9 protein-coding genes are annotated in these 13,562 nt (G+C 48.2%); 5 read left to right on the top strand and 4 right to left on the bottom strand.

The genetic code is table 11. The annotated features are described in order from the left end of the window. Window positions 1–70: 70 nt before the first annotated feature. The 4 genes from EIM92_RS02630 to EIM92_RS02615 form a co-directional block, all read right to left on the bottom strand. Window positions 71–1,051: a DUF4179 domain-containing protein gene (locus EIM92_RS02630; RefSeq protein ID WP_125081351.1), complete on the bottom strand. Its 981-nt coding sequence runs from the start codon at window positions 1,049–1,051 to the stop codon at window positions 71–73. Between the two features lie 26 nt (window positions 1,052–1,077). Further along, window positions 1,078–2,283 carry a DUF4179 domain-containing protein gene (locus EIM92_RS02625; protein WP_125081350.1) on the bottom strand — a complete coding sequence of 402 codons (1,206 nt, stop codon included), beginning with the start codon at window positions 2,281–2,283 and terminating at the stop codon, window positions 1,078–1,080. Further along, window positions 2,270–2,818, bottom strand: coding sequence for a sigma-70 family RNA polymerase sigma factor (locus EIM92_RS02620; protein WP_125081349.1), 549 nt, complete (start codon window positions 2,816–2,818; stop codon window positions 2,270–2,272). The genes EIM92_RS02625 and EIM92_RS02620 overlap by 14 nt, the downstream gene beginning before the upstream one ends. A 553-nt stretch (window positions 2,819–3,371) precedes the next feature. Beyond that, window positions 3,372–4,571 (bottom strand): ROK family transcriptional regulator, encoded by a 1,200-nt coding sequence (locus EIM92_RS02615; protein WP_125081348.1) that lies wholly within the window; start codon window positions 4,569–4,571, stop codon window positions 3,372–3,374. Between the two features lie 227 nt (window positions 4,572–4,798). Here EIM92_RS02615 and xylA point away from each other — a divergent pair, with 227 nt between their 5' ends. The 5 genes from xylA to EIM92_RS02590 all read left to right on the top strand — a co-directional run bounded on the left by xylA (window position 4,799) and on the right by EIM92_RS02590 (window position 13,562). Further along, window positions 4,799–6,115: a xylose isomerase gene (gene xylA, locus EIM92_RS02610; protein WP_125081347.1), complete on the top strand. Its 1,317-nt coding sequence runs from the start codon at window positions 4,799–4,801 to the stop codon at window positions 6,113–6,115. Between the two features lie 108 nt (window positions 6,116–6,223). After that, on the top strand, window positions 6,224–7,723 hold the full coding sequence (gene xylB / locus EIM92_RS02605; protein ID WP_125081346.1) for a xylulokinase: 1,500 nt from the start codon (window positions 6,224–6,226) through the stop codon (window positions 7,721–7,723). 640 nt (window positions 7,724–8,363) lie between these two features. Beyond that, the gene (locus EIM92_RS02600) at window positions 8,364–9,137 is read left to right on the top strand and encodes an ABC transporter ATP-binding protein (RefSeq protein ID WP_125081345.1); all 774 of its coding nucleotides are present in this window, start codon (window positions 8,364–8,366) and stop codon (window positions 9,135–9,137) included. Between the two features lie 3 nt (window positions 9,138–9,140). After that, window positions 9,141–11,558, top strand: coding sequence for an ABC transporter permease (locus EIM92_RS02595; protein ID WP_125081344.1), 2,418 nt, complete (start codon window positions 9,141–9,143; stop codon window positions 11,556–11,558). Window positions 11,559–11,750: 192 nt separating this feature from the next. Further along, window positions 11,751–13,562, top strand: a complete 1,812-nt coding sequence (locus EIM92_RS02590; protein WP_125081343.1) for a cache domain-containing sensor histidine kinase — start codon at window positions 11,751–11,753, stop codon at window positions 13,560–13,562.

Genomic DNA, 13,562 nt, shown 5'->3' with positions numbered 1-13,562 from the left:
AATGCCCGTTATCACGGTTAAAGTGACAACGGGCATTTGTGCAGCTAAAGATAATAATTATGGATAGAAGTTACTTTTTCACCTTCACAGTCATTTCGAGATTTTTAATATAATTTTTTATCAAATTGCCGTTTTCATCTCGCTTAAAGCTGCCTGATGTTGCTCCTGGCGTTTCCATTTCAGGAGTAAAAGCTTTGACCGTGATCGACTCGGTGTTTTTACTCAGGGCATCGATCACGAAATTGTGGTACCAATGCCCATTATTGTTGTTGTCGTTTGTTCCAAAGCCGGAAATTTGTTCAATAATATTACCTTCGTCATCTACAAACTCATAAATGATGCCCGAATGCTTATCTTTGTCTAAGCCTTTCTCAATCAATTGAATACGGGAAGAATCCGAGGTCAGATTAAGCTTGCTCAAGGTGACGCTTAGGTTTCCGTGTTTTTTGGTCATATTTGGCTTCAAGGCCGTTGCTTTCTCTACGCTTTGCTGCATCGGCATTTCTAATGTATAAGGTTTGTCTACACCTTCCAGCGTAATCTTGACGGTAAGCTTGAATTGATTTGAAAAGGCGAGCTCGTTGAGATGATCTCCCAGCCAGGTTGGATCGACAATTTTAATTTCCGCTACATCCGGGTTGGAGCCTTGTGCCCAACCGAGGCTAGGCCTTTTATGCAGCTTTCCATCGCCCATGTCATAAATGTTTTTGCCATTCATAAAAATTTGAATATCCTTAATGGCTCCTTTTGCAAATGCATAATCCTCGGCCTGTGCATCAAAATTTCCTTCGGTTATTCCTGAAGTCAATCCCCCGCCGCTTCGATTTACGGTAATACCGATATAGTTGCCGTCATACAATGCCTTACTTACGCTCAGCGTAATGCCGTTGTGGGTTACACTAGGATTTTGCGCCGACGTTTGTGCCGCTACGCTCTTAGGAGCAGGAAGGGTTGGATTTGATACATTCGCTGTCGCTGTTCCCAAAGCCGCTCCACCCAAAATCAAACTTGCTAAAGCGGCTGTTGTCATCACTTTGTATACCTTTTTCATATTAAACTCCTCCATGCATATTTTTATTATTTGGACAGGTTGTACAGTTTCTCTATATCGTTCTGATTTACTTGTACGCTCATTTCAAGTTCTTTCAGGTATTGTTTGACCAGTTCTCCATTCTGATCGAGCTTGAACAGACCCGATTCGGCCGAAGGGTCGACCATTTCCGGGAGAAATGCTTTCAGCGTTACTGTACTTGGAGCTTCCTTGAAGCGGTCAAATAACAGTTCACTCCGGCTTTCTCCAGCTTCACCGAGTGCACCCATGCCACCGACAAAATTCACGGGATTTCCTTGCCCATCCCATAGCTCGAATATTAAGTTCTGATAAGCTTCTCTCGATCCATCCTCTGGCTCTAGATTTAAAATCACCTTCGTTGTCAGGGGGGTAAATTGAATTTCGTCCAGTGTGACGGTAACATTTCTCCAGCTTCTCACTTCTTTAGGGGAGAAACTCGTTGTCTTCGTCTGCTTGCGAACAGGCAGCTCGAATACAAATGGCTCCTTGGTACCCTCCAGCCAAAATTGAGCTGTCAGTGTAAATTGATCTGGCAGAGAATATGCCGATTCCCCCGGACCGGAATGGGCAGTTAACCGGAAAATCGCTGAATGAGGATCTTCTGTCGGTAGCCCGCTCAAACCGATGCGTTGGTTTCCCTTATATTCGTGGGTAGGTTTTCCGTTGATGAACATTTTGAAATCTTTGATTTCGCCTCTTTGGTGGATCACTTCCGCATTCACGCCTTCTCCGACGACCTCGGAATCCAGAATAGCGCTGGGAAAATGATCTCCTTCTCGCTGAACCGCCAGAGATAGGCGAAGTCCGTCAAAGATCACCTGGGGCACATGTAGAGTAACTCCTTCATGGGTCACACTGGCTTTTGTTTCCTCAACCAGTCCTTGCTCCTCTGCTGTTTGTAGTCCCAAATCGTCAACCAGTTTAAAGATATTGCTGATGAGCGGCAGGCTTTTCAATGAATTTGCCAACGCTGGGGACATCATTACACCGCTGAGTCCCCCGATAAAGACAAGGATGACGGCAGCGGCTGTAGCGGCCCAAAATTTGCGCATGATGCGGCTGCGAATGTTATGCCCGGTTTTGTTCTCTACCGGATGATGGGGCAGGGAAGCGTAAACTTGATCCTGACGTTGACGAATGATCTCCGGTACTTGGTTTAGTTCTTCTCTGCCGATTTCCCGAAGCTTTTTATCGAGATCATATATTTTCATAAGTCAGCTTCCCCTCCTGCTTCCGCTTTATTTCATCGGCTAATATCCCGCGAGCCCGGTGCAGACGCGTTCGGACGGCTCCTTGGGAAATGTCCAGCACACTCGAGATTTGTTTAATTGACAAGTCTTGAAAATAAAACAAATGGATGACGATGCGCAATGACTCGTCCAGATTGTCCACGGCCTCATGCAGATCCAGCTTGCTGCTGTCCTCGTAGTAATGGAACGGAGGCTCCGCTTCCGGCAGTTCCGCCATAACTAATGTCTTACTACGAATACGCAACAACTGATTGCATTCATTGATCAGAATCCGGATGACCCAGGTTTTAAAATATTTTGGCTGTTGTAATGTGGCTAAGCCTTTGTACGCTTTAAGCGTTGTTTCCTGAAATGCGTCCGCACAGTCTTCGTCACGTCTGACAATGGACTTGGCCAAGCTGTACAACTGAGGCTCTAGCATCCGGAATAACCGGATGAACGCTTCTCGGTCACCTTGCTGTGCTCGCTGGACGTCCAGTACCATATCTTGCTGCAACAATTTCAACTCCTTTTGAGGGCCCTCTATAGAATTAGATTGGTGAGTAAATGAAAAGGTTACAGCCTATGACCGATTAATTTTACTGATATAGTGATTGTTCATAATTGGGATATTGTTCATATTAGGGATGAGATGCATTGTAATTGTAGTGATTTTTGTGGATTAGGCTTATTTGCGAAAATATCGATCGTTGCTAATCACAATAAAATGCTCGACAAGAATTCATCAGTTAAACCAAGGGGGGAAGTCTTTCCGAGTTTCTAACGGTTGCTAAGGCTGCTAATCCGTTGAAAACGAGCACCTCGATGTCCTAACGGTTGTAATCAACGTTATTTGTACCGAATTCATTGCAACATATTAAAAACGTTAGAACAACAACATATACAACCGTTAGATTCTCAAAACGTGAAAAACAAGTGGATTAACGACAATGGCAACCGTTAGAGCTTAAGGGTCTGGCTTACTGTTGTATTTGCGAAAATATCGTGCTTCGGAATGATCAAACAGACGCCCTGACCGGGGTACAGGCCGCGGTCAGGGCGCTTTGCATTTAAGACTGTGCTTTCAGCGATGTGACATCTGGGTCAGCCAGAAAGGCAGTAATCGGCATAGAGGCCGCGCCGAGAGCGGTGCTGCGGATGCCCAGCTCGGCAAAGGCGACCTGCGTCTTCTTCATGTGATAGGACAAGCTGCGGCTCTCCAGCGTATGCAGCATCGGCTCCTGAAGCAGGTCTCCGGCCATCGAGAGGCGGTTGCCGATGACGATTAACTCAGGATTCAGAATATTCACCAGGTTAGCTAGGCCGACGCCGAGATGGTTTCCCGTTTCTTGCAGCAGGGCAAGCGCATCGGAATCCCCTTTCCGGGCCATGTTCAGCAGTCGGGCGAGCCCTTCCTCCTCGGATGCGGCCGAGCTATGCTTCCAACGCTGGGCCGCCCGGTCGAGCAGGGCTTTCTCCGAGGCGAGCGTCTCCCAGCAGCCGCGATTACCGCAGCGGCAAAGTGGGCCGTTCTCGGTTACCGTCATATGCCCCACTTCCCCGGAAAAATTGGAAATGCCGCGATACAACTCCCCGCCAACAATCATACCGGAGCCGATCCCGACGCCGATGCTCAGGTAAATCAAATTAGCCGCATCGCGCCCAGCACCGTATAATCTCTCGCCAATTGCCCCTGCGTTGGCTTCATTATCTATATGGATATTCTCTCCGAAATCAGACGCTAGCAGATTGTGCAACGATACATTGTTCCAGCCCAGGTTTGGGGCGGAGACAATTTGGCTTTTCTCATTGACCAATCCCGGAACACCGATCCCGACACCAACGATGCCATAAGGCGAGTCGGGGGCTCTTTTGCTGAGCCAGATGATCATTTTACGGATTTGGTCCAGCGCATGGTCAGGCGACAAGTCATTCAGGGGCACCGTTCTTTCCCGAATGACATTGCCCTCCAAGTCCACGAGCAACGCAAAAAGATCGTTGACACGGATATCTACCCCGATTGCATATCCGGCCCCCCCATTGAACAGCAGCAGCGTAGGTTTTCGTCCTCCGCTAGACTCGCCCGGCCCAATCTCGGTCACAAGCTGGCTCTCAATCAGCTCGGATACCAGGGAGGACACGGTGGCTTTATTCAAGCCAAGTGTAGCGGCGATATCGGCACGGGACAAGGGCTGCCGCTGGCGGATTGTATCGAGAACGAGCGTCTTGTTCATTTTCTTGATCAGTTGCTGATCGCCCGTAATTTTCATGATAAATACCCTCGATTCTACATAAAAGATAACTACATCATACACATAACGGTTATGCTAAATCAATAACTTAGTTAGTTTACTAGACAAACTAAGTCGGCCGTGTTAGGATAAATGTATCCAGCAGCATGCCTCGCATAAAGTGGGGTCATGCTACTAATAATCATCATGATGTAAAGGCTTACTTACTACAAGCAAATCCAATTCAGACTAGGAGGATTTCATTTATGAGTTATTTTAAGAACATTAACAAAATCCAGTACGAAGGTTCAGGCTCTAACAATCCACTGGCATTCAAACATTATAACGAGAACGAGGTTGTTCTTGGCAAATCGATGAAAGAGCATCTGCGTTTTGCAGTTGCTTACTGGCACACCCTCACGATGGACGGAAGCGACCCGTTCGGTCAAGCTACTATGATTCGTCCATGGGAGACTCGTACAGGTCTTGACCTGGCGAAGGATCGCGTGGAAGTAAACTTCGAATTCCTGGAGAAGCTCGGCGCTCCTTACTTCGCATTCCATGACCGCGACATCGCTCCTGAAGGCGCAACCTTGAAAGAGACGAACGAGAATTTGGACGTAATCGTTGCTAAGATTAAAGAAGGTATGAAGGCTACCGGCGTTAAATTGCTTTGGAACACGGCGAACATGTTCTCCAACCCGCGTTTTGTTCACGGGGCTGCGACAACATCTAATGCTGACGTATTCGCTTATGCTGCCGCACAAGTGAAGAAAGGTTTGGAAACAGGTCTTGAGCTTGGTTCTGAAAACTATGTATTCTGGGGCGGCCGTGAAGGCTACGAGTCTCTATTGAATACGGATATGGGTCTTGAGCTTGACAACCTGGCAAGATTCTTCCAAATGGCTCTGGATTATGCGAAGGAAATCGGCTACACAGGCCAATTCCTGATCGAGCCTAAGCCGAAAGAGCCTTCCAAGCATCAATATGACTTCGATGCGGCTACAACGATCGCATTCCTGCAGAAGTACGGTTTGCAAGACCACTTCAAGCTGAACCTGGAAGCAAACCATGCAACACTGGCTGGTCATACGTTCGAGCATGAGCTGCGTGTAGCACGCCTCAACAACATGCTGGGTTCCATTGATGCCAACCAAGGCGACTTGCTGCTTGGCTGGGATACGGATGAGTTCCCGACAGATCTGTACGCAGTTACGCTGGCTATGTACGAAATCTTGGAGAACGGCGGACTTGGCTCCGGCGGCGTGAACTTCGACGCGAAGGTAAGAAGAAGCTCCTTCGAGCCGGAAGACCTGTTCTACTCCCATATTGCAGGTATGGATACATTCGCCAAAGGGCTTAAAGTAGCGGCTAAGCTGATCGAGGACAAATTCTTCGACAACCTGCTGGATGAGCGTTATGCCAGCTTCAAGAGCGGAATCGGGGCGGATATCGTATCCGGTAAAGCCAACTTTAAGACGCTGGAAGCTTACGCACTGCAAAACAGCGAGATCCGCAATAAATCCAGTCATCTGGAATTGATTAAAGCTCGTCTGAACGAATATATTTTCGCTACGAAATAAGTTGGATCATAAAAGGGGACGCTAGACGTCCCCTTTTGAATATGAGAAGTAGTTCAAAAAGTCAATTTTGATCACTTATACGAAATTTTGGTGAAGGGAGAGTCACGTATGAAATACGTAGTCGGTATCGATTTAGGCACCAGTTCGGTAAAGACGCTGTTGGTGAGCCAAGGCGGAGAGATCAAGGGAGAAGCAACGGCTGCCTATCCGCTTATTCACGAGCGCCCGGGCTACAGTGAGCAAGATCCGGAGGAATGGGTAAAAGGCACGATCACCTGCCTCAAAGAGCTTATGAAGAGCAGCGGGGTTGCTGCCGAGGATATTGAAGGTATCTCGTTCTCGGGCCAAATGCACGGTCTGGTGCTGCTGGACGACAGGAATGAAGTGCTGTGTCATGCCATTCTGTGGAATGATACCCGCACGACGAAGCAATGCCGGGCGATCGAAGCCAAGCTTGGTGACAAGCTGCTGGACATTACGAGAAATGCGGCGCTGGAAGGCTTTACGCTGCCCAAAATCCTCTGGGTGCAGGAGAATGAGCCGGAGCTATTTGCTAAAGCGGCCCGCTTCGTGCTGCCGAAGGACTATTTGCGTTACCGCATGACGGGGAATGTACACATGGAGCTGTCCGATGCCGCCGGTACACTGATGTTGAACGTGCCGGAAGCAAAGTGGAGCGAGGAAATTCTGGAGGCGTTCGGGCTGTCCAGTAATTTTGCGCCTCCGCTGGTCGGAAGCACGGAAGAGACGGGCACCCTGCTGCCAGAATTCGCGGAACTGACCGGGCTCTCCACGAGCACGAAGGTGTTCGGCGGGGGAGCGGACAATGCTTGCGGAGCTGTTGGAGCTGGGATCGTACGTCAAGGGGATGCGCTGTGCAGCATTGGGACGTCCGGTGTTATTTTATCGTATGAGGAAGATAAAAATAAAGATTTCGCGGGCAAAGTGCATTTCTTTAACCATTCGCACCCAGGAGCCTTCTATGCGATGGGAGTTACACTGGCTGCGGGCTATAGCATGAGCTGGTTCAAGGATTCGCTCGCGCCGGAGCTGAGCTTTGACGAGCTTTTAAAGCCCGTGGCTGATATAGCGCCAGGTGCGGAGGGGCTGCTGTTCACGCCATACCTGGTCGGTGAGCGCACGCCACATGCGGATAGCGTTATCCGTGGCAGCTTCATTGGATTATCCGGCACGCACCGCCGCGAGCATCTCGCTCGTGCGGTGATGGAAGGTATTACATTTTCGCTCGCGGAGTCTCTGGAGCTGTTCCGTCAAGCGGGAATTAACGTGGAGCGCATCATCTCAATCGGCGGCGGTGCCAAGAACCCGGTATGGCTGCAAATGCAGGCAGATATTTTTGGCACGCCAGTCGTTGCCTTGAACAATGAGCAAGGCCCGGCCATGGGCGCAGCGATGATGGCAGCGGTTGGCAGCGGCTGGTTCGACAGCCTGAAGGACTGTGCGGATCAGTTCATCGGCTACCGTGCCACGTACGAGCCGAATGCGGCGAATGTCGATAAATATGCGCGGCTGTTCAAGCTGTATCAGCAGGTGTATGCCGCGACCCGTTCCTTGAACGAAGGCTTGCAGGAATTTAGAGAGCAGTAATCGTTGAGTCATCCTTGCGATAAACGACCGTTTGTGGCCAGCAGAGGGGTCATAGAGTGGTCACTTAAAATAGCTTCTGAAGGGGCACTGAAAACGGTGCTCCTTTTTGGGTTTAAAATTCGGACTAGTATAATAACAGGTATCTTGCAATATACAGTAGTGAATGTTAGGATATGTATATCCAGCTACTATACATTAATTAGTACTGGATAAATGGGTGATGTGTCTTGCCTTGGGGGGTTATTTTCAACCTATCTCCGACCTGCCTTAATTTAACCTATCTAAATTATCTCAACGTGCTTCAACGTGATCTCAACATATCTCAATATGCTTCAGCGCATCTCACTATATCTCAATGCATCTCACTGTATCTCACTGTATCTCAACGCATCTCAACAATCTCAACAATCTCAACAATCTCAACGTATCCGAACACATCTTAGCGCATCTCAACTGCGATCGCAGGCGAGAGCAATGTGCCCACCTATTTTGACCTATCATCATCCTTGAGCACCACTCTACCAGGAGCGCAACAGCAAAGCCCTGGAACCATGACTTATACAAACGGCCAGCCGTAAGCTTCGAATGTAAGGCAATGGAATCGGGGATAAAACAGGATTTTATTTAAGGAGGAATATTCATGATTACGGCTAACGCCAAAAAAGTTATGATCGAAGCGGTTAATTTGTGCAAATCCTATTCCACGGGAACAGAGCCATTTTATGCGGCCAAAGGCATCAACCTTGAATTGTATGAGGGGGATTTTACGGTCATTATGGGCAGCTCGGGCTCGGGCAAATCAACGCTGCTCTACCTGCTGAGCGGTCTGGATACGCTAACCTCTGGGGAGGTATATTTCAAGGGACAGCGGATTGACGATTATTCGGAAAAGGAGATCACAGATTTTCGATCGAACAAGATCGGCTACGTCTATCAGTCCATCAATTTGATTCCCGATTTCACCTTGGTGGAAAATGTCGCCTTTCCGGGATATGTGGCTGGTCGCGACAAAAGCGAAATCAATAAGCGGGCGATGAGCCTGCTGCAAATGATGGGCATCGCGGAGCAGGCGGATCGTTTGCCGTCTCAAGTATCCGGTGGACAGCAGCAGCGGGCAGCCATCGCCAGGGCGTTGATCAATTCGCCTGAAGTGATTTTTGCCGATGAGCCGACAGGGGCGCTCAGTCAGGAGCAAGGGAGTATCATTTTGGATATTTTGACCGAGATCAACCTTAAATCTCAATCGATCGTTATGGTCACTCACGATATTAAGGCAGCTTGCCGAGCGGATCGGTTGATTCTAGTAAAGGACGGAAATATCGACGGAATTCTGGAGCTGGGTAAATACTCTCCCGATCAATGGCAGTCAAGAGAAAGCCAGATTTTTATGTTTATGTCAGGAGAGGGGCGATGACGGATGTATGCGATATGGAAGCTATGCTGGTCGAATTTGAATAATAAAAAAGTACAAAACAGCTTTATGGCGATCATTATTATGCTCTCCGCGCTGCTGCTGTCCACGGCGATTCTCGTCATCAACAACACGAATCAGGTATATGAGAGTATGCATGCGAAGGTTCATGGCGCCCATCAAATATTGCGCTTGGAGAACGGCATACACGACCCGAATCAGGTTCAACAATGGTGGGCGGAGCAGCAGGGGGTTGCGGCCTCGGAGATGATGCGGTACCGCTATCTTTCCAGTCTGTCACATGCGGGAGAGGAAATTCCCAATGTCGACTTGTTTATGATGGATACGCCAAATGGCCCTTTTTCCGTTGATCAGCTCCTGTTTGTGCAAGGGGAGGAGAGGCATGCGCCCAAGCCTGGGACTGTCTGGATTCCAACATCGCTCGCTTATTCCAAGGATATAGAAGTCGGCGATCCGATCGAATTCAAGACAGATAAAGAAACCTTCAGTCTGCAAGTCGCTGCGTTAGTCGTGGATATCTCGTATTGCTCGCCGTTTGCGACCAGCGGGAGAATATGGCTGAATGGTCAGGATTATAGCACCCATATGGCATCGCTGCAGGGCAATGATATGTACATGACCGGATTGCGCTTCGATGAATATAGCCAAAACCATGCCTATTGGGAAAGCTTCGAGAAATTCCTGGGCACGCCTTATTTGGAATCCGTGAAGGATTATGAAAGCATCTCCTCTTATTATATGATCGCAAATCAAGTCATTAGCTTTATCATGGGGTTTCTAGCGGTCATCATGATCTCGGTAGCCCTGCATACCCTTGGATTTACGATTTCGGATGGGATTCTTTCGAGCTACAAAACGATAGGCATCATCAAGTCGGTCGGCTTATCCTCCCGCAGAGTGATTTCGGCTTATGTGATGCAATATACGCTACTGGCCATGGTCTCGGTCATTCCGGGGATTTTACTCAGTTATTTCTTCTCTAACCAAATCGTCAGCCGCTCCATGGCTTATCTGTATACAGGCGGATCGGAAATGAAAGTTCATGCTTCGGCGATTGCGATAGGGGTGGGAGTTGCGGTCATCGTTATCGCGGTAATATTCCTCACAGCTCTGTTGTTCTCTTATAAAGCGCGTGGCGTTGAGCCGGCCCAAGCGATTCGATACGGCATGTCGGAGAAAGATAGCTTAAGAAAATCAAGCCGCGGAAGCGCATGGAGAAAGAAGCTGCTGAAGCTGGACTCCCTACCCATGGAAATGATCATCGGGCTAAGAGGCGTGACCAAGAATACTGGCGGCTCTGCGCTGATTATGCTAATCTCGGCGTTGTCGACTGCGGTGCTTGTGTTTGGATTTTTGTTCGTCTACAGCATTTCTTCCATCCATGAGACGATTGCCAAATGGGGGTATGATTCAGCCGACCTATCTGTGAGGATCGATAATCCGGCGAAGCTGAGCTATGAAGAGTTTCATAAAGAAGTGCTGCTGGATCAACGGGTGAAAAATTATAGCCGATACGGAGACGCCAATGGCGTATTGCCGATCAACAAGGGACTGGCGGGCGAGCCGGAGCAGGATACATTGGGGATTTTGCTGACGGTGGCAGAAGGAAATTACGACGAAATCGGCTATGAAAATATGAAAGGCCGTAATCCGATAAGTAGCTTAGAAATTTCGATCGGCGTTAATGTAGCCAGCAGCCTGGACCTAAAGGTTGGCGACTTGCTAGACATTTACATCGCCGGAGAGAAGCATACGTTGACCGTGACGGGAATCTATCAGGCAATTGCGAATATGTCCTATACGGGACGAATAACGGCTGATGTCATCCGAGAGGTTGATCCCGATTATGGTGCTACAATGAATACGATCTTTATCAATTTGCAGGATGGCGTTTCTATCGATGAATTCGTGAATGAGTTGCATCATAAATACGGCAGGGCAATTTGGACGGCAAGCCAGGCGACGCTCGTCGACGAGGTGTTCTCTCAGGCCGTCACGATATTGATTTTGCCAATGTCGGTTATGGCCCTGTTGTTTATCGTAATTACGTTCGTTATTATCTACAGCATCTGCCGTATCAACATGAAGAAGGAGAGCCGAACTTACGGCATTTACAAATCGATCGGCATGACCTCCAGGCAGATTCGCGTGTCGGTGACCGTTGGAATTTTAGTAGTTTCGGCGACCGGGGCCTTGATAGGGGTTCCTTTGGGATTCATCGGCCTTCCTCCACTGCTTAACATCATTTTGGCGGATTACGGTATTGTCGAAGTACCGCTGATTATGAAGGGAGGAGGGATTACCGTGATGATTCCCCTGAGCATTTTGACTGCAGGTCTGGGGTCATGGTTCGCCTCGAGATCGGTACAAACGACATCGCCGCGAATTTTGACGGTGGAATGAAATCATGTTAAATCGTTTCTGGCTTAAATCATTTTCTGCTACCTTCGAAATCAATAGAACAGATGTAAAAGCTGTTGGGCTCGCTTGTGCCAGCGGCTTTTATTTATTCGACAAAATTCTACATTATTATCTATAATATAAAGAAATCTGCTAGAGCCATGTTATAATAAGCGGTATTCTGAGGAGGTTACCATGATCATCGGCAAGATATACCGTAAATATTTCAAGAACAACCTGTTTATGAAAATGATCCTGTTCTTCTCGATCGTTATGATTATGACTATTATAACATTCTCGTATTTGATGTTCTTGTCCATGTCGGAGGCTGCGGTGCAGCGTCAAATGAACATTCAAAAGCGGGCGGTTGAAAGCGTTAGCAATTATATCAGCGGCAAATATGAATCCGTACAAAATATGATGCGCGATGTTTACCGGGATAGTGAGTTAGCTAACAACACTTCTTTTTTTATGGAGCATCCCTATGAGGAGTATGTTCGCTTCAGACTGGATAAATTCTACAGCGATATTGGGGCGACGACCGATGCGGTGCAGTTTTTCCGCAATAAGATGGAGGATGACCCGGACATTCGCAGCTTAATATTGTACAGCGCGGACCAGCAGCATTTATATGCCTACAATCAACATAAGCAGTTCAAAATCATCGAGACAAACGCCGCCCGTTCATTTGTGCCGGATGCGATGTATTTGGAAGAAGAAGCCCAGGTCTCCATCCCGAATATTTGGGTACGTAAAGTAATTGATTTGCCGGACGAGCCGATGTTTTCACTTCGCGTTCCGGTGAACAACAAGCAATCGCTGCGGAATATCGGGCAGCTGCTCGTTTATTTTGATGGGAGACAGATTTGGGACAGCCTGGCGAATTATCGCGATGATCTGAAGGGGACGATTGTGGTGCTGTCTGCAGATGGCGATGTGCTGTTCGATACGTCCAATATGTTTTATGGCCGGGAGTATCCCTATGCGGAGCAAATTCATTCGATATATGATACCGGCGTCATCGACGAGGGAATGACGGTGACGAAGCTAACCCAGAGCCAAGGGGGATTTACCGTGCTTAGTGCAGTTCCGGAGGAGGAAATAGCAGCTACCTATGAAGGCGTCCGGAAATCGATCATTATGATCGCCTTGATGTGCATATTGGTGGCTATCGTGGCGCCCTCCTTGTTTATCGGCAATTTTGCAAAACGAATCTATAATATCATCCGTTTTACGAGAAAGGTGAAGAAGGGAGATCTGAAAGCGCGTATCGCGGATTCGCGGGAGGATGAGCTTGGCCAAATTTCCAAGAGCTTCGATGATATGCTTGACGAGCTGAACCTGTATATCGACCGGGTGCTCAAGGCGGAAATTAAGCAGAAGCGTACGGAGCTTGCCGCATTGGAGGCCAGGGTTAATCCCCATTTTCTATACAACACCCTTGAGGTTATTCGCATGCGAGCCATATCTCAGGGGGCCGGAGATGTTGCGGAGATGATTTACAGCTTATCGGTTCTTTTTAAAAGCTATGTTCAGCAAAAAAGCAATTATACGTTAAAAGACGAACTGGAGGCCTGTCGTTTATATCTGGAGCTGTTCCGCATACGATATAAAGATAAATTCGCCTATACGATCCATTGCGATAAATCGTTCGAGGGGATTTCGATATTCAAAATGTCACTGCAGCCGATCATCGAAAATTATATTTTGCATGGCATGAGACCTGACCGGAGCGACAATCATATCGGGATATCTGTTCAATCCTACGGTGAGGATTGCGTCGTTGAGGTGAGGGATAACGGAAAAGGCATCCATCCGGAACGATTGGAACAGATCGTAATGGGCCTCGACCATCCGGACGAGAATGCGGAGTCGTTCGGGCTTCGCAGCATACATGAGCGGCTGAAGCTGCTTTATGGCGAGCGATACGGGCTAGGAATTGAAAGTGAAGAGGAACGGGGCACCACATTGACCGTTCGTTTTCCCCAGATGGGGGAGGGGGGATGA

Origin of the sequence: Paenibacillus lentus, from assembly GCF_003931855.1 — a bacterium.
GTDB lineage: Bacteria > Bacillota > Bacilli > Paenibacillales > Paenibacillaceae > Fontibacillus > Fontibacillus lentus.
Note: the sequence above shows the minus strand (reverse complement) of the source record. Positions and strands in the feature narration are given on the sequence as shown.

Coding starts and splice junctions, on each gene's coding strand:
- EIM92_RS02595 (WP_125081344.1), top strand. CDS start 9,141: ATGTATGCGATATGGAAGCTATGCTGGTCGAATTTGAATAATAAAAAA.
- xylA (WP_125081347.1), top strand. CDS start 4,799: ATGAGTTATTTTAAGAACATTAACAAAATCCAGTACGAAGGTTCAGGC.
- EIM92_RS02630 (WP_125081351.1), bottom strand. CDS start 1,051: ATGAAAAAGGTATACAAAGTGATGACAACAGCCGCTTTAGCAAGTTTG.
- xylB (WP_125081346.1), top strand. CDS start 6,224: ATGAAATACGTAGTCGGTATCGATTTAGGCACCAGTTCGGTAAAGACG.
- EIM92_RS02600 (WP_125081345.1), top strand. CDS start 8,364: ATGATTACGGCTAACGCCAAAAAAGTTATGATCGAAGCGGTTAATTTG.
- EIM92_RS02625 (WP_125081350.1), bottom strand. CDS start 2,283: ATGAAAATATATGATCTCGATAAAAAGCTTCGGGAAATCGGCAGAGAA.
- EIM92_RS02590 (WP_125081343.1), top strand. CDS start 11,751: ATGATCATCGGCAAGATATACCGTAAATATTTCAAGAACAACCTGTTT.
- EIM92_RS02615 (WP_125081348.1), bottom strand. CDS start 4,571: ATGAAAATTACGGGCGATCAGCAACTGATCAAGAAAATGAACAAGACG.